We start from the raw sequence: 23,849 nt of genomic DNA, 5'->3' as shown, positions 1-23,849 counted from the left end.
GTCTCCGGTTTTCCCGGAACCTGGATTCCGCACTCATAATTTTAAGTCTGAGATTCGAAAAAGGCTTTTTGACCAGGCCTGGTCCGTTTATGGTCTTGCCTGTGAGCCGGGTCACTGTGACCCGTCGTGATATTCACTCAATCGTCCGCGCAGGATCGTTTGATCCGATGGAACCGATCATCTCTTAACGGTTGATTGGCAATCTTTTTCGCAGGAGTAAGACGCCAGATTTCAGTCGGCCGCGGTTTCCGCGTCGTTTCCCAGCCGTTGATTCAGTGCTTTTTCGACCGCTTCAATCCGTGACTGACAGATTTGATAGGCTTTGGTGGCTTCGTCCACCATCGGCACCAGCTCATCGATATCAATGTCGTCGGTCTGGGACAGTTTCTGTGCGATCTGCTGCAGCGTCTGATAATTCTTCTGATAACTTTCGATGGTTTTTTCGCTCATGATGTTGCCTTTCGCTAATGTGTCGCTAATGACTTTTGACGGATGATTTGCCAGTGAGAACTCATTCGTCCAATGGCAAAGCTTTCACCGTGCCGTCCCGGAATTGTATCGCCAGCTGGGATTGATGACGTGCCTGTTCGGCTCGGGTGACCGGCTGGCCATGGGCATCGCGCACCAGTGCAAAGCCGCGACTCAGCTGGGTTTTGGGCCCGGCGCTGAGAATGTAGCCGATCATTTGTTTGTTGTGTTTTTTGGCTCGCTGCAGAATTTGTTCCGGTGCCTGATGCAACCGTTCCCAGTATTGCCTCAGACTTTGCTGGTGCATGGCCAGCCGATGCCGGGTCTGGGTTTGAACCAACTGGTGGCGCTGAGCCAATTCATAGGCCTGATGACGCACTTTGGCTCTGGCCTGTTCATGGACGGTCTGCATCCAGGGCGTCAGCACGGATTGGTGTCGGTGAACCCAGACCAGCGCCTGTTGCTGAATGCTGTGTTCGGCCGTTTGCAGCTGCTGTTTCTGCCGATCCAGAAAACGGCGGCTGAGGTGCTGTACCTGCTCCCAGTGTTGACGGGCGGTTTGCGCACTGGTCACAATCTGATGGCGAACGGCGGCAATGACTTTACTGGGCGTATCAAAGCGCACCGCGGCGACTTCGTCCAGAATGGTGTTGTCACGTTCATGTCCGATGCCGGTCAACACTGGCAAGGGGGCCTCGGCGATATGTTTGGCCAGGGCGTAGCAGTTGAGCGGATTCAGGTCCAATTTGGCCCCGCCGCCACGGATCACAATCATGGCGTCGAACGGTTTTTCACTGTGCAGAGCCATCACATTATCGAACGCCAGCCCCATTTCGGTTTCGGTTTTGTCGCCCTGAAAGCTGGCATAAAAGTACAAAAACTCACACAGGCCCAACTGATGCAAACGGTCGGCGTCGGCCTTGAAATCGCCCAGACCGGCGGCATTGGGCGGCGCAACCACGGCCAGACGCATAAAATCCATCGGCAGCGCAAAGCGCTTGTTGTGTTCCAGCAACCCTTCCTGCTTCAACTGCTGGCGAATTTTATTCAGATTGGCTTCGATCTCGCCCAGAGTAAAACTGGGATCAATGTCCTGCACCACCAGTGAAAACCCGAATTTTTCATGAAAATTCACCTCCACTAGCAACAGCACCGTTTGCCCCGGCTGCAGCGCCACGCCGGTGACCGACTCAAACTGGCTGAGCAAACGCCCGGCCTGTGACTGCCAGATCATGGCGCGACTGGTGGCGATCGGCTGCCCCGATTCGGCGGTTTCGGACAATTCCAGATACAAATGCCCGCGGCGTTCATTCAGATTGGCGATTTCGGCCCGGACCCAGATGCCGCCCTGAAACTGTTGGCGCAGAGCCGACTGCACCTGAAACATCAACTGACTGAGCGAGATGCCCTTTTCCTGATCATTGGCCGGCACCGCCGATTCACTCAGCGGCGAAGCGGCGATGGTGCTGACATCACCCTGCTCGCCCTGTTCACTCGGCAACCAGCGACCGAATTGTTCGGTCTGATCGGCCAGATGCTCTGGAATGTACCAGATTTTCTGAGCCGGGTTCCAGCGTGCGCCCAGCGCCTTGGCCTCGTCTTTTTCTGCAAACGGCACCTGCAATGGGATCATGTCGCGGCCTCCAGCATCTGTTGGGTCTTGTCGGGATCGCGTTCCTGCATCCGCTCGATTTCGGCTTCCACTAGGCGACGCGCTTCAAACAGGGTGGACAGATCGGCTTCGGGTTTGAACGCCTGTTCGGAAAGAAAGCGTCGCCACTTGCGCCCGCCCGGCAAGCCGGCATAAAGGCCCAGCATGTGTCGGGTGACCTGGTTGAGTTTGCCGCCCTGTTCCAGATGCGCCTCAATGTAAGGGGCCATTTTTTCCACCACCTGCGCACGTGAGATCCCGCGGTTCGGCGGATTCAACTGAGTGAGCAGAAACGGTTTTTCATACACTGCACGCCCGATCATGACCCCATCCAGGCCTGGCAAAGACGTGTCGGGATCGGGCGTCAGAAAATCCCGTCCCGCATCGGGCGAAACGATGCCGCCATTGACCGCAATCGACAAATCCGGGTAGGCGGCTTTGAGGCGGCGCACCCAGTCGTAGCGCAAAGGGGGAATGTCACGGTTCTGTTTGGGCGAAAGCCCCTGCAACCAGGCTTTGCGCGCATGCACGATCACGCCATCCACACCGGCTCCCACTTGCGCCTCGATGAAGGCGGCAAAGGTCTCAAAGTCTTCCTGGTCGTCGATGCCGATGCGGCATTTGACCGTCACCGGAATATGGGTCACTGCGGCTTTCATGGCCGAGACCGCTTCCGCCACGCGCTGAGGGTGCGCCATCAGGCAGGCCCCGATCAGATTGTTTTGCACCCGGTCAGAGGGACAGCCGACATTGAGGTTGATTTCCTGATAGCCCCAGGCTTCGCCCAGGCGCGCACATTGGGCCAGTTCTTTCGGGTCGCTGCCGCCCAATTGCAGACTGCAAGGGGCATCACTGGGATCATGCCCCAGAAAGCGCGGCAGATTGTCGCCATAGAGTATGGCCCCGGTGGTCACCATCTCGGTATACAACCAGGCCTGGTCAGAAAGCATGCGGTGGAACACCCGGCAATGGGCATTGGTCCAGTCCAGCATGGGCGCCACACTGAAAGCCTGGGCACTGTTACGGGCCTGATCCACGGGACGGTATTGGGAATTCAACATGACGTCATTTTACCCGACCCGCCGACAATTCGCACGGGACAGCGCAATGGAATCCATAAGGAATTCACACTTTGAGCTTAACCCCTGAGCGGCGATCGTCTAAAATCGTTCCTTACGAGATAGAATGGTGGCTTATGAGCGCACAAGACAGCGACAGACTCTACAGACAAATATTCAAACATCTGGATGGCCAGAGCCCGGATGCACTGGCACACGAAGCCTGCGACTGGGCGCTTTCGGCGCCGAGGACAACGTCCGACGAATTTCCGGTTCGCAGCGCCGACGTGGCCTGCGCTCTGGCCCAGCTCAAACTGGATCGGGAAACCCTGATCGCCACCCTGCTCAGTGATCCGTCACTGGAAGCGCGCCTGCCCGATGGCGAACTGACAACCCGTTATGGCGAAACCGTGGCCGCACTGGTCAAAGGCATCCGCCGACTGAACCAGTTCAAAGAGCTGCAAACGGTGGCCGTGACCAACGAAGAGCAGACCGAGCGTCTGCGTCAGATGTTGCTGGCCATGATTTCCGACATTCGTATCATGATCGTCAAGCTGGGCTATCGGGTCATTCGACTGCGCCAGCTCAAAGACGCGCCCGAAGAGGCCCGCTACCGAATCGCACAGGAAACCCAGCTGATCTTTGCGCCTCTGGCCAACCGTCTGGGCATCGCTCAATTGAAATGGGAGCTGGAAGACCTGTCATTCCGCTATCTGATGCCCGACACCTACAAAGACATTGCCCGCCAACTGGATGCCCGACGCGATCAGCGCGAATGCTACATCGAAAGCTTTATGGCGCGGCTGCGCGAACTGTTTGCCGATTCGCGCATCGAATGTCAGATCAGCGGCCGACCCAAACACATTTTCAGCATCTGGAAAAAAATGACCCAGAAGCATTTGGGCATTGAGGAACTGTATGACCTGAGAGCGGTGCGGATTTACGTCAATTCCGTGTCCGAATGTTACGAAGCGCTGGGCATCATTCACAGCCGTTGGAACTACATCAAAACCGAGTTTGACGACTACATCGCCAGCCCCAAAGACAATGGCTACCAGTCGATTCACACGGTGGTACTGGGCGATGGCAGCAAACCAGTGGAAATTCAGATTCGTACCCACGAGATGCATTACCACGCCGAATACGGTGTGGCCGCCCACTGGCGCTACAAGGAAGGCGGCAAACGGCTGGATGAGCGATTGGAAAAAAGCATCAACCTGGTGCGCCAGATGCTGGAATACAATGACAATCCCGACCTGCTCAATGAAATCAGTACCGAGCTGCTCAGTGAACAGATTTATGTGATGACCCCGGACAACGAAGTCATCACCCTGTCACAGGGCGCGACGGCACTGGATTTTGCCTATCAGATTCACACCAATCTCGGCCACAGCTGCCGGGGCGCAAAAATCAACGGCAAAATCCGACCGCTGACCTACCAGCTCAGAACCGGGGACAAGGTTGAAATTCTGTCGGTCAAAAACGGCGGGCCCAACCGCAACTGGCTCAACCCCAACCTGCATTATCTCGGCACCAGTCGCGCCCGCACCAAAGTACGGCATTGGTTCAATCAGCAGAACAAAGAAGCCAACATCGAAGCCGGACAGGCATTGTTTCAGAAAGAATGCAAACGCCTCAATGCCGACATCAGCGCCCTGAACTTGGCCGAGCGTTTTCGTCTGCCCTCGGCCGAAGCCTTGTTTGAGGATCTGGGCAAAGGCCAGATCAATGAACGCCAGCTGACCGATGCCATTCAACGCTGGCTGCAACCCCTCCGCCAGAATGAACCAAAGCGCAGCGAGCGCCCTGCTCAGACCGAAAAACCGGACTGGCCGGAAGCGGGTGTGCCGGAAAGCGGGGTCTATGTGGTGGGTGCCCCGCAGGTCGGGACTCATCTGGCCCCCTGCTGTGAGCCGGAAACGGGTGATGAGATCATTGGCTATGTGACCCGCGGACGCGGGGTGACCGTGCATCGGCAGGATTGCGGCAACATCCTGAATCTGACATTCGAAGAGCAGAAACGCTTACTGGAAGTCGCCTGGGCCGGTTCCGAACCGGCGTCCGCCGCCCGGCCGACACAGGCGGACATTCAATTGCTGGCGTTCGACCGAAAAGGCCTGTTACGAGATGTGATGACGTTGTTGACACAGGCGGACATCAACCTGCTGTCGTCCGACACCAAAACCGACCGTGAGGACGGTTCGGTCAGCATGACCCTTCAGGTGGAGCTGGACCAACGCATTCAATTGGGCGAATTGCTGGATCAGCTGGAGCAAGTCCAGAATGTGGTCTCCAGTTCGATTGACGTCGGAACCGACGCCCGCGATCAAAGTGCCTGAGAATCGATCCAGACCTGAGTCTCGCCCTGACAGTCGTCGTGCCAGTTGCTCTGGCGTACAGGTTCCGCCTTAATACGGCTGATCGGCAGAGAAACGCCTTCCAGCCATTCCGCCACCGCATCACGCTTGCTGGCACCTGTGACGATCTTGAACAAGTGACGCGTTTGCGCCAAGGCACAGTCGTTGAGGCTGACCCGTTCCGAAGGCGGCTTGGGAGAATGGGACTCGGTAACCACCTTCTGATCCGGATCATGCGTGTGTCCGGGAAACAGGCTGGCCGTATGGCCGTCTTCGCCCATGCCCAGCAACACCACGTCAAACGGCTGCGTCGCCAGCAAACGATCCATCGAATGCTGATAGGCCTTCTGAGCCAGGGTCAGACCCAGTTCTGTCGGAATCCAATGAATCTGTCGGGATGGAATCGGTACGCGGGACAACCAGGCCTGGTCAATTTGCACACTGTTGCGTTCCGGATCGTCCACCGGCAGAACCCGTTCATCCCCCAGATACACATACCAGTGTGACCAGTCGGCTTTTGCCTGCGCCAGTCGGCGGTAGGTCTGCAAGGGCGTGGTGCCGCCAGCCAGTACCAGATGAAAGGTTCCGCGCTGACGGATGGCGTCCTCAGCGAGTGTCAGCAGTCTCTGACACAAGGCCTCTGACAGTTCTTCGGCCTGATCGAATACCACCCAATTGTCGGGCAGGCTGTTGATTTCGGTCATGATTCAATGCTCCGGATGAGTGTGATAGCGCCAGCTCTGCTCGGGCGAATCAAACAGTTTGTTCGCGCCCTGTGGGCCCCAGGTTCCCGATTCGTAGGTATCGATGTAGGTGGTCTGGGTGCTCCAGGCCTCAATCACCGGATCGACCACATTCCAGGCCGCTTTGACTTCGTCGTAACGCAAAAACAGCGAACGGTCGCCTTTGATCACGTCCAGCAACAATTCCTCATAGGCGTCGTACGCGTCCTCTTCTTCTGGCCTGAGCGCGGCGTCCAGACTGATCTGCTGGGTATTGATCTCCAGCCCCGGCTGTTTGGCCATCATTTCCACCTTGATCGACTCATCGGGCTGGATCCCGAAAATGATCCAGTTGGGTTCCATTTTCTCGATCTGCGAATCGCGGAAAAACTGCTTGGGCGGGTGTTTGAAACAGACCGACACCAGGGTTTTGTTTTTGGGCAGATTTTTGCCCGTCTGCACATAAAACGGCACCCCGGCCCAGCGCCAGTTGTCGACATACAGCTTCATCGCCGCATAGGTCTCGGTCACACTGTCCGGGGACACGCCCGGCTCTTCGAGATAACCCGGTACCGACTGGCCATGCACGGTTCCGGCCGTGTACTGGGCACGATAGGCCTGGGCCGACACGTTCTTTTTCTGGATCGGACGGATCGATTTGAGCAGTTTCACCTTTTCGTCACGCAGGTCTTCGGCCTCCATCGACGCCGGCGGCTCCATGGCCACCAGTGCCAGCAATTGCAGCAGATGACTCTGGATCATGTCGCGCATGGCCCCGCTGGTGTCGTAATAACCGGCACGGGTGCCAATGGGCCGGTCCTCGGCGTGGGTGATCTGCACATGCTCGATGAAATTGCGGTTCCACAGCGGTTCCATCAGCAGGTTGGCAAAGCGGAACACCATGATGTTCTGCACCATGCCTTTGCCCAGATAGTGGTCAATGCGGTAAGTTTGCGTTTCCCTGAGGTATTTGTTGAGTTCGCGCTGCAGGTGTTTGGCGCTGTTTAAGTCATAGCCGAAAGGCTTTTCCAGCACCACCCGTTTCCAGCCGGTCTGCTCCAGCAACAGGTCGGCCTTACTCAGATGCCGTACCACTTCGGCAAAAAAGTCTGGAGCCAGCGACAGATAAAAAGCCACATTGTCCGACCAGCCGGCCGACTGGATTTTCTGCCCCAACTGCTCGTAGGCAGCGGCCTCATTGATATCCATACAGAAATAATCCAACCGTTGCACAAACCGGTCAAACACCGCCTCGTCCAGACCGCCACGAGCTTTGGGCGACAGATGCGAGTGCACGGTATCAATCCAGTCCTGACGTGACCAGTCCCGGCGTCCGATGGCCAGAATGTGCATGTTGTCATCCAGCCGCCCCATCTGCTCCAGATGGTAAAAACTGGGCATCAGTTTGGTCAATGACAAATTGCCGGTGGCACCGAACACCACATAAGTACAGGCCTGAGCCATGATTTACACCTCGTAACTGCCGGATTGGGCATGACCGCCCGAATGAATCCAGTCGGTATGAAAACGTTCCCCTCTGGGCGCATCGATGCGCTCATAGGTGTGGGCCCCGAAATAATCGCGCTGGGCCTGCAACAGGTTGGCTGGCAGGCGCGCACTGCGATAGCCATCAAAAAAGGCCAGCGCCGAGCTCATGGCCGGCACCGGCAGTCCCTGCGTGACCGCAAAGGCCACGGCTTTGCGCCAGTTGGATTCGGACTGCTTGACCGCCTGCTCGAAAAATTCGGCCTGCAACAGGTTGTTCAAACTCGGGTTCTGATCGTAAGCCTGTTTGATGTTTTCCAGAAAACGGCTGCGAATGATGCACCCGCCCCGCCACATCAGCGCAATGCCGCCGTAGTTCAGGTCCCAGTCAAACTCGCTGGCCGCTTCGCGCATCAGCATATAACCCTGAGCATAAGACATGATCTTGGACGCATAGAGCGCGTCATGCAGCGCCGCAATCATGGCCCGGGTTTCCGATTCGCTCAACGGAGGCACCTCACTGGCCGGATAGCGCTGAGCCGCCTCTTCGCGTTCCGATTTCAGAGCCGACAGGCAACGGGCATACACCGACTCGGTGATCAATGTCACCGGCACCCCCAATTCCAGCGAACTGATGCCGGTCCATTTGCCCGTGCCCTTCTGCCCGGCCGCGTCCAGAATTTTGTCCACCAGCGGCTCGCCGTCGTCATCTTTAAAGGTCAGCAGCTCAGCGGTGATTTCAATCAAATAAGAGTCCAGAACGCCTTGGTTCCAGTCGGCAAACACCGCCTGAATCGCATCCACCGACAGCCCCAGTCCCTGACGCATCAAATGATACGCCTCGGCGATCAATTGCATGTCGCCATACTCAATGCCGTTGTGCACCATTTTGACGTAATGACCAGCGCCTTCCGGCCCTACCCAGTCACAGCAAGGCTGACCATCGGATTTCGCAGAAATCGCTTGAAAAATGGGTTTGACCGCCGGCCAAGCCGCGACGTCTCCGCCCGGCATGATCGAAGGACCGGTTCGCGCCCCTTCTTCGCCACCGGACACGCCGGTGCCGATAAAATGCAGGCCCTCGGCTTTCAAACGCTGGGTGCGGCGGGTGGAATCGGTATAGAGCGAGTTGCCACCATCGATGATGATGTCGCCTTCAGACAGCAGCGGGATCAGGTCATCGATCAATCGATCCACCACGTCCCCGGCCTTGACCATCAGCATGATTTTGCGCGGTCTGGCCAGTTGATCCACCAGTTCCGTCAAAGACTGAGCGCCGACAATTGGGCGGTCTTCCACCCGCTGCCGGACAAAGGCATCGGTTTTGTCGTAAGAACGGTTATATACCGCGACCTTGAAACCGTGATCGGCCATGTTCAATACCAGATTCTGGCCCATGACGGCCAGTCCGATGACGCCTATCTCTGCCTGAGACATCTGTCTGCTCCTGTTGAAAAGTAAAAGCCTATTCTAACCCGAAAAATTCATAAAAATTATGCACCATCTCGCTTGCCCCTTGATTCCACAAGAAATATTTCTTCAGTCGGTCGTAATCGTTGATACGACACTCCTTCAGAAATTTCCTTGTGAAACCAATTGCCTGCGCGATATTGGCGCAAATTTATGAAATTTCCGGGCTAAAGCAAAGCTTGCCGCTTGCATCAAGCGTTCGCTGAGTGTTTTGTTTGTTGCACAGGGTATCATGCCAGCCACAGATGGCATAGAGATGACACCGGCATGCCAGCCATAAAGCAAGGATAGCGCCTGTTTGGAAAACACACATGACAACACCCATTTGCTGCAATTTCTCTGTAAAAATATTCGCCACAGGTCGGTCGGGGCACCAAAACTTACCAGGCCTGGTAAAAAAGCGTGCACGTCAGGGAAGCAGAAAGAAAAAACCCGCCAGACACAAACGCGTTTGGCGGGTTGATAATGTGGCGTCCCGTAGGGGAGTCGAACCCCTGTTGCCGCCGTGAAAGGGCAGTGTCCTAGGCCTCTAGACGAACGGGACGTTGTCGCGATTTGCCAAAACAAAAAAATCATTCAGACAAAAAAAATGCCTGCCGAAGCAGGCGATTGTTTGAAGGCTTGATATCCGGCCTAGAGGAAGGCGATCAAACAATCTTGAATCTGGAGCGGGAAACGAGGTTCGAACTCGCGACCCCAACCTTGGCAAGGTTGTGCTCTACCGCTGAGCTATTCCCGCAATGGCGTCCCGTAGGGGAGTCGAACCCCTGTTACCGCCGTGAAAGGGCGGTGTCCTAGGCCTCTAGACGAACGGGACACAAAATATCAACTCGAATAACCATTTGGCCTAAGTAAAATGGTGGAGCTAAGCGGGATCGAACCGCTGACCTCAACACTGCCAGTGTTGCGCTCTCCCAGCTGAGCTATAGCCCCCCTGAGCTGATGGGTGCGTATTATAAGGAACTGACTGCGGCGGTCAAGCCATTTTTACAATTTTTTAACAATGAATCCTGTGCGCTGGGTCTGACGCAACCAAAAATGCTTACGGTTTCACCCCCTTCCCGATGCGCACAAAATGCCAGGCCCTTTCAGCCGTTCTGCGACTTGCGCACCTCAATCACGGCCAGAGCCCGATCCATGCGCGCCAGACAGCGCGACTGGCCAATCAGTTCCGCGGTGGCGTCAATCGACGGCGACTGTCCCCCGCCTGTGATCGCCACCCGGAATGGCATGCCCACCTTGCCCATGCCCACTTCCAGCTCCGCCGCTGTGGTCTGAACGCATTCATGAATCGGTTTGGCCGACCAGTCTTCAAGCCGGGCCAGTTTGTCGCGAAGGGTGTGCAACGGGGTTTCCGCAACTGGACGCAGGTGCTTTTTGGTGGCGACGGGATCAAACTCGTCAAACTCACTGTAAAAATAACGCGCTGAGTCGGCCATTTCCACCAGTGTGCGCGCCCGTTCGCGCAACAGATCGGCCACCGCTGCCAGCGATGGGCCCTGTTCGGTATCCAGGCCTCGCTCGTCCATGAACGGCTTCAGGTTGGCGGTTAAGTTGCTCAGGGGCGTGGTCTGGATGTGTTGCTGATTGATCCACAGCAGTTTTTCTTCGTTGAACGTGGACGGCGCCGTATTGACCGCTTCCAGTGAAAAATGCGCCACCATCTCTTCCAGTGTGAAGATTTCCTGATCGCCATGTGACCAGCCCAGCCGGACCAGATAATTCAACAAGGCTTCGGGCAAAAACCCTTCTTCCTTGTATTGCAGCACCGACACCGCGCCGTGACGCTTGGACAAGCGCGCCCCGTCACTGCCCAGAACCATCGGAATGTGGGCAAACTTTGGCACGGGCGCATTCAGTGCCTGATACAGATTGATCTGACGTGGGGTGTTGTTGATGTGGTCATCGCCGCGAATCACATGGGTCATGCCCATGTCCCAGTCATCGACCACCACGGTCAGGTTGTAGGTGGGCGTGCCATCCGACCGGGCAATGATCAGGTCATCCAGTTCGCTGTTGGCCACGGTGATCGGCCCTTTGACCAGATCCTCGATCACCACACTGCCTTCCTGCGGGTTTTTGAAGCGAATGACCGGCTTGACCCCTTGCGGCGGTGTGCCGGTAAAGTCACGATAACGGCCGTCATAGCGCGGTTTTTCGCCCCGTTCGCGCTGCGCCTCACGCATCTGGTCCAGTTCTTCCTGACTGGCGTAACAGTAATAGGCTTTGCCCTCGGCCAGAAGCTGATCGATCACGGCTTTGTAACGATCAAAACGCTGGGTCTGATAAATCGGACCTTCGTCATAATCCAGTCCCAGCCAATGCATGCCATCCATGATCGCATCGACCGACGCCTGGGTCGAGCGTTCGCGGTCGGTGTCTTCGATACGCAGCACAAACTGCCCTTTCTGCTGGCGGGCATACAGCCAGGAAAACAAGGCAGTGCGCACACCACCGATATGCAGAAAGCCAGTCGGGCTGGGGGCGAATCGCGTTTTTACCACAAGCGTCTCCTTCATCGTAAACTCATGAGTCCGATACCATTTGCGCAGGCAAATGGCGTAAAATGGGGGACATTATAACCAATTCCACTCGCTTCCCGTGAGTGACCACTGAAACCGGAGGAAATCGCTTTTCCATGACCTTATTTGCCTCACGTCCTCAAGCGGCCATCGCCGATGCGTTTTCAATCCAATACCGGGTCAAGCTGACCGACCCGCATGCCCATGTGTTTGAGGTGACGCTGACCATTGAGCGTCCCGACCCGGCCGGTCAGACACTTGCCTTGCCCAAGTGGATTCCCGGCAGTTACCTGATCCGGGATTTTGCCAAACACCTCAATCGACTGTCCGCCCGGACACACGATGCCCGTCCACTTGCGATCACACCGCTGGACGCCGCCCATTGGCAGATCGAACCCACCGAGGGGCCGGTCGAGGTCCGTTATCAGGTCTATGCCTGGGATTTGTCGGTGCGCGGTGCCCATTTCGACGCGACCCATGCCTTTTTCAATGGCACCAGTGTGTTTCTGGCGGTGGAAGGTCAGCGCGACCAACCGGTAGAGGTGATACTGGAACCGGGCCAACAGGCGTTTCAGTCTGACTGGCAAGTGGCCACCACCCTGCCCGCTCTGGCCACCAATGCACAGGGCTTCGGGCGTTTCCAGGCCCGAAACTACTGGGATCTGATTGAGTACCCGGTCGAAATCGGCACTTTCCAGTGCCTGGAATTCGAAGCCTGCGGCATTGCCCATCAGGCCGTGTTTACCGGAAAGATCGAATGGGACCGTGTCGACACCGAGCAATTGAAGGCCGATCTGACCCGCATTTGCGAGACCGAACTCACGTTGTTCGGCACGCCCTGGCCGATTGAGCGCTACCTGTTCCAGGTCATGGTCACCGCCAGTGATTACGGCGGGCTGGAACATCTGGATTCCACCGCCTTGATGATCAGCCGCGACGACCTGCCTTATCTGGGAAGAAAAACCGTTTACCCGGACGCCTACCTGAATTTTCTGGAGCTGTGTTCGCATGAGTATTTTCATACCTGGAACGTCAAACGCATCCAACCGCAGGTTTACCAGCGCCCCAGCCTGACCGAACCGGTTTACACCCGCCAGCTCTGGTGGTTTGAAGGCATCACCTCGTTTTATGACCTGAACATTCTCTGGCGCGCCGGCATCCTGTCAGCCGAACAATACCTGACGCGTTTGAGTAAGGAAATGACCAAGGTGTATCGCCTGCCCGGCCGCTTTCAGCAAAGTGTGGCCGAATCCAGCGTCCTGACCTGGACCAAGTTTTATCAGCAGGATGAAAACGCGCCCAATGCCATCGTCAACTACTACACCAAAGGCGCGTTGATCGCATTGGGACTGGATTTGACCCTGCGTCGCGACACCCAAGGCAAACTCAGTCTGGACGACGTTCTGCTTGCCCTGTGGCGCGATTACGGTCGCACCGGGGCTGGTCTGGGCGAAGGCGAAATTGAACAGGTGTGCGAACGCGTCAGCGGCCTGGACCTGTCCGACTTTTTTGCCCGCTATCTTGATGGGACAGAAGATTTGCCGTTTGAAGCCCTGTTTGCCAGCGTTGGCATCGAGTTTCGCCTGCGCGCGCCCAGTCATCTGAAAGACATGGGCGGTCATCTGGGAGACGAGGACGATCTGGAAGCCCCATTTGAAGCCCCACTGGTGTTGGGTGCCAACTTTGTTCAAACCGAACACCACACACTGAAAGTGCGCCACATCTGGCAGGAACAGGCCGCGGTCAACGCCGGACTGGCCCCCAACGATGAACTGATTGCGCTCAATGGCTTCAAAATCGAGTCGTTGAGCCGGTTGGAAACCTATCTGTCACGCCATCAACCGGGCGACACCCTGAGTTGCCACTATTTCCGGCGTGATGAACTGCACACCACCGACTTGACATTGATGCCTCCGCCACAGGATCGGGTCAGTCTGCGTTATCATGATTCAAACGATCAACCATCAGAGGAATGGACCCCATGGCCAATGAGATCACGCAACTGAGCGATGGCCAGCAACGTCTGGAACAGCTGGAAATGACCTGCGCCTATCAGCAGGACACGATTGACACCCTCAATCGCACCGTGGGTCAGCAACATCAGCAATTGCAATTGTTGCAAAAACAAATCAATATTCTCTCGGATGCGTTCAAAGCGTTAAGATCAGAGCAAAGCGGCATCAAACCCGTCAGCGAGGAAACGCCACCACCACACTACTGACGCTGGTCTGCAAAATTGACCAGGCCTGGTGTTTATTTGTACTAACCCGGAAAATTCATAAAATTATGCACCATCTCGCTTGCCCCTTGATTCCACAAGAAATATTTCTTCAGTCGGTCGTAATCGTTGATACGACACTCCTTCAGAAATTTCCTTGTGAAAACAAGTTCCTGAGCGATCTTGGCGCAAATTTATGAAATTTCCGTGCTAAAAGGAGATGGGCATGCGCTACATTCGTTTTTTTAATGAAATCGGCATTGATGACATCCCCCTGGTCGGCGGCAAAAACGCGTCGCTGGGGGAAATGTTTCAGGCGTTGACGCCCAAAGGCATCCCGGTGCCGGACGGGTTTGCCGTCACTGCCGAAGCCTATCGCCAATTGCTGACGGACAACGACTTGTGGGACTTTCTGCATGAGCAGCTGGACCCGCTGGACGCCGACAATGTGGCCGACCTGGGCAAACGCACCCAGGCCATTCGCGAAGCCATTTATCACGCAGAGATGCCGCGCACGATTCAATCCGAAATTCACCAGGCCTGGTTGGAACTCAATCAACGCTTTGAAGGCGACATCACTCTGGCGGTGCGCAGTTCGGCCACAGCCGAAGACCTGCCCGATGCCAGCTTTGCCGGCCAGCAAGAAACCTACCTCAACATCGAAGGGTTTGATGCCCTGTTGGAAGCCTGCAAACGCTGTTTTGCCTCACTGTTTACCGACCGGGCCACCCATTACCGCATCGACAAAGGCTTTGACCATTTTCAGGTCGGTCTGTCGATTGGCGTGCAGAAAATGGTGCGCTCCGATCTGGCCAGCTCCGGAGTCATGTTCACGCTCGACACCGAAAACGGGTTTGATCAGGTGGTGTTTGTCACCGGCGCCTGGGGGCTGGGGGAAAACGTAGTGCAGGGTGCCGTGGACCCGGACGAATTTTATGTGCACAAACCCACGTTTGAACAGGGCTACCGTCAAGTACTGCGCCGCCACCTGGGGGCGAAAAAACTGAAAATGATTTACGACACCAGCGGGCTGAAAAAATCGCCGGTCAAAAACATTCAGACCACGGTCGAGGAACGCCAGCAATATTGCCTCGATGACGCAGAAGTGTTGCGATTGACCGATTTTGCGATGCGCATTGAGCAGCACTACAGCACCGACCAGGATGAGACCAAGGCCATGGACATTGAATGGGCCAAGGACGGCATTGACGGTCAGCTCTACATCGTTCAAGCACGCCCGGAAACCGTGCGTTCCCAGCAAAACCGCCACTGCCTGACCCAGTTCCAGATTCACCCCGAGCCGGACGCCAAAGTGCTGACGACGGGCCGCGCTGTCGGCGATCGTCTGGCTCAGGGCCGGGTTAAAATCATTGAAGACGTCGCCGAAATCGAACGGTTCGAACCGGGCAACATTCTGGTCACCGACATGACCACGCCCGATTGGGAACCGATTATGAAAAAAGCGGCCGCCATTGTCACCAATCGCGGTGGACGCACCTGCCATGCCGCGATCATCGCGCGTGAGCTGGGGATTCCGGCCATCGTCGGCTGTGGCAAGGCGACCACCGATCTGATGGGCCTGGATGAGCAGAAAGTGACCGTGTCCTGCGTGGAGGGCGACACCGGCAAAGTCTATGCTGGAGAACAGCCTTATGAAAAAACGCAAACCGATCTGAGCGATTTGGAAACCACCCAGACCGACCTGATGCTGAATCTGGCCAACCCGGACATGGCCTTTGCCCATCAGTTTCTGCCCAGCGCGGGCGTGGGGCTGGCGCGCATGGAATTCATGATCAACGAATCGATCAAAATTCACCCGTTGGCGTTGTGTCACCCGGAATCCGTGACCGATCCCGACACCCGCGAACAAATCCACTCCTTGCTCAAGCAGGCCGGGTTTGCCTCGGACCAGGGCGAGGCATTTTTCATTCAGCGTCTCAGCGAAGGCATTGCCACTTTGTGTGCGGCGTTTTATCCGCGGCCGGTCATTTTGCGGCTGTCCGACTTCAAATCCAATGAATATCGCTCTCTGCTGGGTGGGCGCTTTTTTGAACCCCATGAAGAAAACCCGATGCTCGGTTTTCGCGGCGCGGCGCGCTATATATCCGAAAGCTTTGCCCCGGCCTTTGCCATGGAATGCGCGGCGATCAAAGCCGTACGCGAAGACTTTGGCCTGAACAATCTCAAAGTGATGTTGCCGTTTGTGCGCACCGTGGAGGAAGCGGAAGACGCGCTTGCCGTGATGGCCAAAAACGGATTGACCCGCCACCATAACGGGCTGGAAGTCTATATGATGTGCGAAATCCCCAACAATGTGTTGGTGATGGAGCAGTTCGCGCCCCACTTTGATGGCATTTCCATCGGTTCCAACGATCTGACCCAGCTGGTGCTGGGCATTGACCGGGATTCGGGGCAGGTCGCCGGGCGTTTTGACGAACGCCAGGACGGCGTCAAACAGATGATTCGGATGGCGATCGAAAAAGCCAGAAAATGCGGTCTGCACACCGGGTTTTGCGGTCAGGCACCGTCCGACTACCCCGAGATGGCCGCTTTTCTGATGGAACTGGGCATCGACAGCATCAGCCTTAACCCCGATTCACTGCTCAAAACCCAGCAACAATTGCTGAAGCTGGAAAAGGACTCCTGACGGGGCGGCTTTTAAACGATCAAGCCAAGCGCTTGCGAATCAGGCTGGGCGCGCTGTCGAGTAACTGGCGAGTGTAAGGGTGCTGTGGCTGGGTCATCACCTGTTCGACCTCGCCCTGCTCTACAATTTTGCCCGCCTGCATCACGGCCACCTTGTGGGCAACGGCCGGGATGATCGACAAGTCGTGGGTGATAAACAAAAACGACAGCTGGTACTGGCGTTGCAGATGATTCAGCAACGACAATACCTGAGCCCGCACCGACACATCCAGCGCACTGGTCGGCTCATCGCAGATGATCAACTCGGGCTCCACCGCCAGAGCCCGAGCGATGCCGATGCGCTGGCGCTGACCGCCGGAAAATTCGTGCGGATAGCGTTGTGCGTGCTCCGGCAACAGGCCGACCTGCTCCAGCAGTTCGCTGACCCGTTTCTGTTGTCCGGCCTTGTCTCTGGGACCGACTTTCAGGCTTTGCATGCCTTCGCGAATGATCTCGCCCACCGACATTCGAGGGTTCAGCGCCGAAAACGGGTCCTGAAAAATGACTTGCAGTTTCTGGCGTAACGGCTTCATTTGCTTCTCTTTCAAGGCCACCAGCTCATGCGATTGTGCGTTCTGTTGAAACACCACGCGACCATGGGTGGCTTTGACCAGTTTCAGAATGGCCTGGCCAATGGTGCTCTTGCCACTGCCGGACTCGCCCACCAACGCCAGGGTTTCGCCTTTGCCAATCGACAAGCTCACCCCATCGACTGCACGAACGTGATCCACCGTGCGCTGCAGAATGCCTTTTTTGATTGGGAAATGCACCTTGAGATCGGTCACCTCCAACAAAGGCGGGCGCTCAAGCACCGGCTTGAATTCGGACACCGGCACCGCATCGGCCAGCAGTTTTTGGGTGTAAGGCTCGGTCGGATGGTCGAAAAAATGCTGCGTTTTGGCCTGCTCAATCACACGCCCCTTCTGCATCACGGCCACCCGGTCGGCCATTTCATATACCACGCCCATGTCGTGGGTGATAAATAAAATCGACAAACCATGCCTGTCACGCAAACGTTTCAGGAGCGACAGTACCTGTGCTTGAATGGTCACATCCAAAGCCGTGGTGGGTTCGTCCGCGATCAGCAAATCCGGCTCGCAGGCCAGCGCCATCGCAATCATCACCCGTTGTTTCTGCCCGCCGGAAAGCTGGTGCGGGTACCAGCCATAGCGTTCATGCGGGTTGGGAATGCCGACTTCTTCAAACAGGTCAATGGTGGTTTGTCTGGCCGCCCGTCCGGAAAGCGACAGATGCAGCCGCAATACCTCGCTCACCTGCGCGCCGATGGTCATCACCGGATTGAGCGAGGTCATGGGTTCCTGAAATATCATTGCGATTTTTTTGCCGCGCACCTTCTGCATGGCCATTTCGGGCAGGGCAAACAGATTCTGTCCGTGCAGATGCGCTTCCCCGGCGGTCACACTCAAGGCGTCCGGCAAGAGTCGCATAATCGCCATCGCGGTCAGGGATTTGCCGCTGCCGGATTCGCCCACCAGCGCAAAGATTTCACCGGGTTCGATCGCAAAACTGACCGAGTCCACCAGAACTTCGGAGCCTGCCTGCAAAGTCAATTGTCGGAGATCCAACACAGCCGTCATAAATAAACAATCCTTGAGTTAGCCCGTCAACCAGGCTTTTAACGCGTTTGAGTGCGCGGGTCCAGCACTTTCTGGACCCGATCGGAAAACAAGTTGGCCGCCAGCACCAACAGAAACATAAACACAAAGGCGGAAAACAGCGACCACCAGACCATGGGTTCACGTGCCATTTCCAGTCGGGCCTGATTGATCATATTGCCCCAGCTGTGCGTGGTCGGGTCCACGCCCACGCCCACATAGGAAAGCACCGCTTCGGCCAGAACCAGTCCGCTGAAATCCAGCACCACCGCAATCAGCACAATGTGCATCACATTGGGCATGATGTGGCGCACAATGATGGTCAGGCGGCTGACCCCAAATGCACGAGCCGAGGTGACAAAGTCCACTTGAGACAGTTTCAGAGTTTCGGCCCGCAACAAACGACAAAGGCCGGTCCAACTGGTCATCCCCAGAATAAACACCAAAAACAGCAGGCGCAGATCGGCCCGTTCTTCGGTCGAACCAAACCACTGGGGGTTGTTATTGAGAATGGTCTGCATCACCAGCACCGCCGCCGCAATCAACAGAACCCCTGGGATCGAATTGAGGGTGGTATAGAGATACTGAATGGCATCGTCGACCCAGCCTTTGAACAGCCCGGCACTGATCCCGAGAAACAGGGCCAGCGGCAGCATCACCAGTGTGGTCAACACCCCGATCAACACCCCGGTACGGATGCTTTTGATCGCGGTGTAAAGCACATCCTGTCCTACCTTGTCAGTCCCGAGCACATGATAAAACTGGCTCAGATACCCCAGCCAGCCCCAGACAAACAGCATCAGCAACACCGTCACATAAGCGGTGCGCCAGGGCAGACGGGTCTGATCCCGCCAGACGTTGCGCCCATACTCGGCCAATCCGAGTTTGTGCACTCGGGCGCGCCACGCCAGATGCAACCCCACCAGCAGCGCTGTCAGCAAGGCCGCACTCAACAGCACCTGAAGCGTCGCCCAGCCAATGGACACCTCGGCCTGCACCCACTTCAATGGCAGGTATTGCTGCTCCACATCGCCGTTGTCGCGGGTCACCAGACTCTGATTGTATTCCCTATCGGCAAACGGCGCGGAATAAGTGCGTTCGGACTGGGTGGCAATGGACTCAAAGGCCATGTCCAACAGAGTGATCTGGCCCTTCTGGGCTGTGTCAAACCGCACCGAGTCCAGCAAAGCCACCGAGGCGTAGGCCAGCAGGATAATCGCCGACACCATCGCAATCCGGGACTGAAAAATCTGAATCCACTGTTCCCTGACCTGGGGGGAGCGCCGCAAAATCAGGCCCCAACCCCACAGGGCGACCACCAGCAACCAGATCATGTAATCGCTCCAAAGCGGGGCCATCATTGATCAAACCTCACTCTCGGGTCAAAAAAGGCGTAGGACAGATCGGTCAGGATCAGGCCGATGATGTAGAGCAAAGCGCCCAGAAACACCATGGCCTTGACGATGCCAAAGTCCTGCGCATTGATCGCATCGATGGTGTAACTGCCCAGACCCGGAATTCCGAAAAACGATTCCATGATCAGGCTGCCCATGAACAGGGTCGGAATGATCACCACCACCCCGGTCAGAATCGGCAGCAACCCGTTCTGGAGCAGGTGCCCGAACAGCAAGCGGATTTCCGACAGGCCTTTGGCCCGGGCGGTGCGAATGTAGTCCTTATTGATTTCTTCCAGAAAAATACTGCGGTACCAGCGCACCCCGGCCCCCAGACCGGCAAACACGCCGATGGCCACCGGCAATATCAGAAAACGCCACATTTCCCAGCCCGATTCGTAGCCCGAAATCGGCACCCAGTGCAGCATTTTGCTGAACAGCACCTGCCCGGCAATGATGTAAAACAGCCCCGAAATCGACATGATGGCCACCGCCACGATCATGGTTGCGGTGTCCAGCACCGATCCCCGAAACAGCACGATCAGCAATGCCAGCGCAATGTTGGTAACCAGCCCGATCAGAAACGTCGGCAACGCAATGGCCAGCGACGGCCACATGCGTTCCTGAATGTCTTCGCTGATCTGACGGCCGTTGTCGGCCTGACCGAAATCCAGCATGAACAGCTTGAGCGATTCCTGCACAAACAGGGTCTCGGTCACGGTGTCCAGTCCGCTTGACTCATTGTTGACAAACAACGGCTTGTCATAGCCATGCGACTGTTTCCAGGCCTGGATCATTTCCGGGGTGGTCTGCTTGGCCTCCAGTTGTGCCCGCGCCATATCGTCGGGCGTGTTGACCATAAAAAACAGGGCAAACGTGATCAGATTGACCCCAATCAGAATGGGCACGGCATAGATCAATCGACGCACCATATAGGCTAACATGACGGTCCCTCCCCAGATTTCCGGCTGCTGGTGGATGGCGCGGCTTTTGACTCATCGGCCGCCCTGTTTTGAACGGCATTCTGAGCCGTGTTCCCCACCAGGGTCTGGCGCTGTCGACGCCGGTAGGCGCTCACCAGCGGGTAAACCGAAGCCATGATCAACAGAGCCAGCACCCAAAGCGGCCAGACCACAGGCTGGTTCCATGCCTGCTGTTTCTCGACCCGCTTGGCCGCCTCCAGGCGATGGTATTTTAGGGTATTGTTGGCCATGGGATTGGCCCAGACATTGCGATACCAGTCATGAAACAGCGACACGCTTTTGGGGTGCAGTCCCCAGACCCAGGGCGCGTCCTCCTGCACGAGCTTGACCATTTTGCGGATCAGGGCCTGACGTTCAGGCCCATTGGGCATGCGCTTGACCTGTTGGAACCATTGATTGAATTGAGGCCGATCGTAGTTGGACGCGTTGACCCCACTGCCATTGCTGTTGATGACGGCCTGGTCCCCACTGAGCAGGAACAGGAAATTTTCCGGGTCCGGGTAATCGGCGTTCCAACCCCAGGAAAACAACTGCACTTTGGCCCCTCGCACTTTTTCCTGAAAGCGGTTGTAGTCGGTGGCACGGATCACCAACTCGATGCCCAGTTTGGCCAGCTGTTTGCGGTACCAGTTCAATTGGGACTTGGCGTCCGGACCGGTGGCAGGCGTGTCGTAATACAGGGTCAACGGCTCTCCTTCCGGCGTTTTGCCATCCGGGTAGCCGGCTTCCGCCAGAAGCTGGCGGGCCTCGTCCAGTGGTCGGCGAACCGGTCCATGGTCGCTCCACTGATAGATCACATCATTGAAATGGTCACGGTTGCGTTCGTAACCATAAATGCCCGGAGGAATCGGTCCCTGTGCGGCCACACCCCGCCCGTTCAGAAAAATGGAAATGTATTCTTCCATGTCCACCGCGATGCTGATGGCCTGACGCAGCTTGCGCGCCGTTTTGTCGTACCCGCCTACGACCGGATCGTCCATATTAAAGCCCAGATAAAACACGGTCGGTTCCACCGCACTGAGAAACTGGATGCCCTTTTGCTGCATCTCGCTGGTCAGGCTCAAATCCCCTTGCGACGACACCGAAATGGCCTGATCAAAGCTGTCGGAGCTTACCCCTGACGCATCGTAATAGCCTTGCAGAAACTTGTTCCACAATGGCACGCTTTCTTTTTCCAGCAGATACACCACCTCGTCAATCAGCGGCAGCGGCTTGCCCCCATCGGCCAGCAAATCGGGATCGGCTTCATCCGGCAACCCTTCTGTAGGATAGGTTCCGTGCTGATAATGGGGGTTGCGCACCAGGCGCATTTGCCGGTTGGGATTGTTGTCCAGCAGTTGGTAAGCGCCAGTACCCACCGGGTAGGTGTCCAGGCTCAGGTTCTTTTTGACCAGGCCTGGTTGGCGGTAAAACGCCAGCGCTTCCCAGGGAATGGGCGCAAAAAAGTTCATGCTCAACCAATACAGAAATTGCGGGTAACGCCCATGAATACGAATCGAAAAATGGGTGTCCGAATGCACCTCAACCCCTTTCACACTGGATTCACGCAACTGTTTGATGGTCAATGGTTTTTTCGATACCCGATCCGAATAGTCCGCCAGCCCGACAATCAGTTCACGCATGGTGCCCAGGATCGGCGAATGGTTGGCCGTGATGGCCATGCGTTTGATCGCCAAGGTATAATCTTGGGCTTTCAACCGGCGTGTGCCCGATTCCGGCAGGTCCGCCGGGCGTTTGATCCGATCAAGCTGTTGTTCACTCAGGGCATGGTATAAAAACCGCCCCTGAGCGTCCCGGGCAAACGCGGCATGGGGATGATAGCGAATGTCGTCGCGGAGATGAAAGTGGTATTCGGTCATGGCGACGTCTTCGGAAGTCGCCTCGCGCTCACGCCCCTGCGCATCCAGAAACCGCTGTTGCGGCATCTGGGTGAGGGTCAGCGGCTCCAGCGTATAGGGCCGTTTGAAATAATGGTACTGCAGAGGGGGTTCGTACACCTGAGAGATAATCGCCCACTCATTGGCGCTGTAGGAACGCACTGGGTCCAGATGCTTGGGCGGTGTGGCAAAATTGCTGAAAAGCGTGTTGGTCCGGGCCTGCTCATCGGAATAAGGCCGGTTCCAGACGCCGTCTTCGGAACAGCCTGTCAGAGTGAGCAGGGTGAGCGCCAACAGCAGCCAGAAGACCCCTTTGACAGAGAATGTTTGCAATCTACCCGGTCTTGACAACACAGCCGCCTTTCAAGATTTGAAGTGGTTGGGAACGCCTTTTGAAAGGCCTTGAAACCGGCCTTTCAGCAAAACACCAAGTTTAGCCCTGTCGTGCTCAAATGGCAAACTTTCAGCCAAGCGGCCAATGCGAGTATAATAGCGGCCATCCAATTCAAAGACAAAAGGAGACCGCATGGGATTTCTCTCAGGTAAAAAAGCACTGATCGTTGGCGTGGCCAATAACAAGTCGATTGCTTACGGCATTGCCAAACAAATGCACGAGCAGGGCGCTGAAATCGCTCTGACCTATCAGAACGACAAGCTCAAAGGCCGGGTGGAAAAGATTGCCACGGAACTGGGCAGTGATCTGGTGTTCCCACTGGATGTGGCCTCCGACGAGCAGATCGACCAGGTGTTTGCCGATTTGAAAACACACTGGGACGGCCTGGACATTCTGGTGCATTCGGTCGCCTTTGCCCCCCGTGCCGAACTGGAAGGCCGCATGATTGATGCCTCCACACGCGAAGGCTTCTCGATGGCGCATGACATTTCCGCCTACAGCCTGACGGCCCTGGCCAAAGCCGGTCACGACATGCTCAAAACCAATCAAGGCTCGATTGTCACCCTGTCTTATCTGGGGGCCGAAAAAGCCGTGCCCAACTACAATGTGATGGGCATTGCCAAAGCCTCGCTCGAAGCCACTGTGCGCTATCTGGCAGCGGATCTGGGACAGGAAAACATTCGGGTCAATGCGGTGTCCGCCGGTCCGATCCGCACGCTGGCGGCTTCCGGGATCAAGGATTTCCGCAGCATGCTCGACAAAGCCGCCGAGTCCACGCCTTTGCGTCGCAATGTCAGCATCGAAGAAGTCGGCAATACCGCCGCCTTCCTGTGCTCTGACTTGGCTTCCGGCATCACCGGCGAAATCACATACGTCGACGGCGGCTACAACATCACCGCAGGCTGAAGGCAAAAACCACCAGGCCTGGTAAAAACCAGGCCTTAAACGA

At 56.4% G+C, this 23,849-nt stretch carries 16 protein-coding genes and 4 tRNA genes; 5 read left to right on the top strand and 15 right to left on the bottom strand.

Going from position 1 to position 23,849, the window contains the following annotated elements; genetic code table 11:
• Positions 1-231: 231 nt before the first annotated feature.
• The 3 genes from xseB to dusA all read right to left on the bottom strand — a co-directional run bounded on the left by xseB (position 232) and on the right by dusA (position 3,180).
• A complete protein-coding gene (xseB, locus tag A377_RS12465) occupies positions 232-450 on the bottom strand; it encodes an exodeoxyribonuclease VII small subunit (RefSeq protein ID WP_019896312.1) in 219 nt (72 codons plus the stop codon).
• Between the two features lie 61 nt (positions 451-511).
• Complete coding sequence (xseA, locus tag A377_RS0110475) at positions 512-2,101, bottom strand: exodeoxyribonuclease VII large subunit (RefSeq protein ID WP_019896311.1); 1,590 nt, start codon at positions 2,099-2,101, stop codon at positions 512-514.
• The gene (gene dusA, locus A377_RS12460) at positions 2,098-3,180 is read right to left on the bottom strand and encodes a tRNA dihydrouridine(20/20a) synthase DusA (RefSeq protein ID WP_019896310.1); all 1,083 of its coding nucleotides are present in this window, start codon (positions 3,178-3,180) and stop codon (positions 2,098-2,100) included. Before dusA ends, xseA begins: the two co-directional genes overlap by 4 nt.
• Positions 3,181-3,314: 134 nt before the next feature.
• Between dusA and A377_RS0110465 the strand changes: the two genes are divergently transcribed.
• Positions 3,315-5,516: a RelA/SpoT family protein gene (locus A377_RS0110465; protein WP_019896309.1), complete on the top strand. Its 2,202-nt coding sequence runs from the start codon at positions 3,315-3,317 to the stop codon at positions 5,514-5,516.
• Here A377_RS0110465 and pgl read toward each other — a convergent pair.
• The 8 genes from pgl to gltX form a co-directional block, all read right to left on the bottom strand.
• Positions 5,504-6,238 carry a 6-phosphogluconolactonase gene (gene pgl / locus A377_RS0110460; RefSeq protein WP_019896308.1) on the bottom strand — a complete coding sequence of 245 codons (735 nt, stop codon included), beginning with the start codon at positions 6,236-6,238 and terminating at the stop codon, positions 5,504-5,506. The two genes, A377_RS0110465 and pgl, sit on opposite strands and share 13 nt — an antisense overlap.
• Positions 6,239-6,241: 3 nt before the next feature.
• A complete protein-coding gene (zwf, locus tag A377_RS0110455) occupies positions 6,242-7,720 on the bottom strand; it encodes a glucose-6-phosphate dehydrogenase (protein WP_019896307.1) in 1,479 nt (492 codons plus the stop codon).
• A gap of 3 nt (positions 7,721-7,723) precedes the next feature.
• On the bottom strand, positions 7,724-9,178 hold the full coding sequence (gene gnd / locus A377_RS0110450; RefSeq protein WP_019896306.1) for a decarboxylating NADP(+)-dependent phosphogluconate dehydrogenase: 1,455 nt from the start codon (positions 9,176-9,178) through the stop codon (positions 7,724-7,726).
• A 501-nt stretch (positions 9,179-9,679) separates the two neighbouring features.
• Positions 9,680-9,755, bottom strand: a tRNA-Glu gene (locus tag A377_RS0110445).
• A 120-nt stretch (positions 9,756-9,875) separates the two neighbouring features.
• A tRNA-Gly gene (locus tag A377_RS0110440) sits at positions 9,876-9,950 on the bottom strand.
• A 2-nt stretch (positions 9,951-9,952) separates the two neighbouring features.
• Positions 9,953-10,028, bottom strand: a tRNA-Glu gene (locus A377_RS0110435).
• 40 nt (positions 10,029-10,068) lie between these two features.
• A tRNA-Ala gene (locus tag A377_RS0110430) sits at positions 10,069-10,144 on the bottom strand.
• A 155-nt stretch (positions 10,145-10,299) separates the two neighbouring features.
• Complete coding sequence (gene gltX / locus A377_RS0110425) at positions 10,300-11,715, bottom strand: glutamate--tRNA ligase (RefSeq protein WP_028485470.1); 1,416 nt, start codon at positions 11,713-11,715, stop codon at positions 10,300-10,302.
• Positions 11,716-11,849: 134 nt separating this feature from the next.
• Here gltX and A377_RS0110420 point away from each other — a divergent pair, with 134 nt between their 5' ends.
• From A377_RS0110420 to ppsA, 3 genes are all read left to right on the top strand, one after another.
• The gene (locus tag A377_RS0110420; protein ID WP_019896304.1) at positions 11,850-13,739 is read left to right on the top strand and encodes a M61 family metallopeptidase; all 1,890 of its coding nucleotides are present in this window, start codon (positions 11,850-11,852) and stop codon (positions 13,737-13,739) included.
• Positions 13,715-13,954 (top strand): SlyX family protein, encoded by a 240-nt coding sequence (locus tag A377_RS0110415; protein WP_033422865.1) that lies wholly within the window; start codon positions 13,715-13,717, stop codon positions 13,952-13,954. The genes A377_RS0110420 and A377_RS0110415 overlap by 25 nt, the downstream gene beginning before the upstream one ends.
• A 217-nt stretch (positions 13,955-14,171) precedes the next feature.
• Complete coding sequence (gene ppsA / locus A377_RS0110410; protein WP_019896302.1) at positions 14,172-16,598, top strand: phosphoenolpyruvate synthase; 2,427 nt, start codon at positions 14,172-14,174, stop codon at positions 16,596-16,598.
• A gap of 19 nt (positions 16,599-16,617) precedes the next feature.
• Here the strand turns inward: ppsA and A377_RS0110405 are convergent, their stop codons facing one another.
• From A377_RS0110405 to A377_RS12455, 4 genes are read right to left on the bottom strand one after another with little or no spacing between them, the layout of a single operon-like run.
• The gene (locus A377_RS0110405) at positions 16,618-18,234 is read right to left on the bottom strand and encodes an ABC transporter ATP-binding protein (RefSeq protein WP_019896301.1); all 1,617 of its coding nucleotides are present in this window, start codon (positions 18,232-18,234) and stop codon (positions 16,618-16,620) included.
• A gap of 38 nt (positions 18,235-18,272) precedes the next feature.
• On the bottom strand, positions 18,273-19,613 hold the full coding sequence (locus tag A377_RS0110400) for an ABC transporter permease (RefSeq protein WP_028485468.1): 1,341 nt from the start codon (positions 19,611-19,613) through the stop codon (positions 18,273-18,275).
• On the bottom strand, positions 19,610-20,590 hold the full coding sequence (locus A377_RS0110395; RefSeq protein ID WP_019896299.1) for an ABC transporter permease: 981 nt from the start codon (positions 20,588-20,590) through the stop codon (positions 19,610-19,612). The genes A377_RS0110400 and A377_RS0110395 overlap by 4 nt, the downstream gene beginning before the upstream one ends.
• A complete protein-coding gene (locus A377_RS12455; RefSeq protein ID WP_019896298.1) occupies positions 20,584-22,839 on the bottom strand; it encodes an ABC transporter substrate-binding protein in 2,256 nt (751 codons plus the stop codon). The genes A377_RS0110395 and A377_RS12455 overlap by 7 nt, the downstream gene beginning before the upstream one ends.
• 193 nt (positions 22,840-23,032) lie before the next feature.
• Between A377_RS12455 and A377_RS0110385 the strand changes: the two genes are divergently transcribed.
• Positions 23,033-23,806, top strand: a complete 774-nt coding sequence (locus tag A377_RS0110385) for an enoyl-ACP reductase FabI (RefSeq protein WP_019896297.1) — start codon at positions 23,033-23,035, stop codon at positions 23,804-23,806.
• Positions 23,807-23,849: the final 43 nt, after the last annotated feature.

Origin of the sequence: Hydrogenovibrio halophilus DSM 15072, from assembly GCF_000384235.1 — a bacterium.
GTDB lineage: Bacteria > Pseudomonadota > Gammaproteobacteria > Thiomicrospirales > Thiomicrospiraceae > Hydrogenovibrio > Hydrogenovibrio halophilus.
The sequence above is the reverse complement of the archived record's forward strand: the minus strand, read 5'-3'. Positions and strand labels throughout refer to the sequence as shown.

Bases quoted from the DNA above. Each gene is read 5' to 3' on its own strand.
- A377_RS0110465 (WP_019896309.1), top strand. From the start codon at position 3,315: ATGAGCGCACAAGACAGCGACAGACTCTACAGACAAATATTCAAACAT.
- zwf (WP_019896307.1), bottom strand. From the start codon at position 7,720: ATGGCTCAGGCCTGTACTTATGTGGTGTTCGGTGCCACCGGCAATTTG.
- A377_RS0110415 (WP_033422865.1), top strand. From the start codon at position 13,715: ATGGCCAATGAGATCACGCAACTGAGCGATGGCCAGCAACGTCTGGAA.
- A377_RS0110400 (WP_028485468.1), bottom strand. From the start codon at position 19,613: ATGATGGCCCCGCTTTGGAGCGATTACATGATCTGGTTGCTGGTGGTC.
- A377_RS0110395 (WP_019896299.1), bottom strand. From the start codon at position 20,590: ATGTTAGCCTATATGGTGCGTCGATTGATCTATGCCGTGCCCATTCTG.
- dusA (WP_019896310.1), bottom strand. From the start codon at position 3,180: ATGTTGAATTCCCAATACCGTCCCGTGGATCAGGCCCGTAACAGTGCC.
- A377_RS0110385 (WP_019896297.1), top strand. From the start codon at position 23,033: ATGGGATTTCTCTCAGGTAAAAAAGCACTGATCGTTGGCGTGGCCAAT.
- A377_RS0110405 (WP_019896301.1), bottom strand. From the start codon at position 18,234: ATGACGGCTGTGTTGGATCTCCGACAATTGACTTTGCAGGCAGGCTCC.
- gnd (WP_019896306.1), bottom strand. From the start codon at position 9,178: ATGTCTCAGGCAGAGATAGGCGTCATCGGACTGGCCGTCATGGGCCAG.
- A377_RS0110420 (WP_019896304.1), top strand. From the start codon at position 11,850: ATGACCTTATTTGCCTCACGTCCTCAAGCGGCCATCGCCGATGCGTTT.
- ppsA (WP_019896302.1), top strand. From the start codon at position 14,172: ATGGGCATGCGCTACATTCGTTTTTTTAATGAAATCGGCATTGATGAC.
- xseB (WP_019896312.1), bottom strand. From the start codon at position 450: ATGAGCGAAAAAACCATCGAAAGTTATCAGAAGAATTATCAGACGCTG.
- xseA (WP_019896311.1), bottom strand. From the start codon at position 2,101: ATGATCCCATTGCAGGTGCCGTTTGCAGAAAAAGACGAGGCCAAGGCG.
- pgl (WP_019896308.1), bottom strand. From the start codon at position 6,238: ATGACCGAAATCAACAGCCTGCCCGACAATTGGGTGGTATTCGATCAG.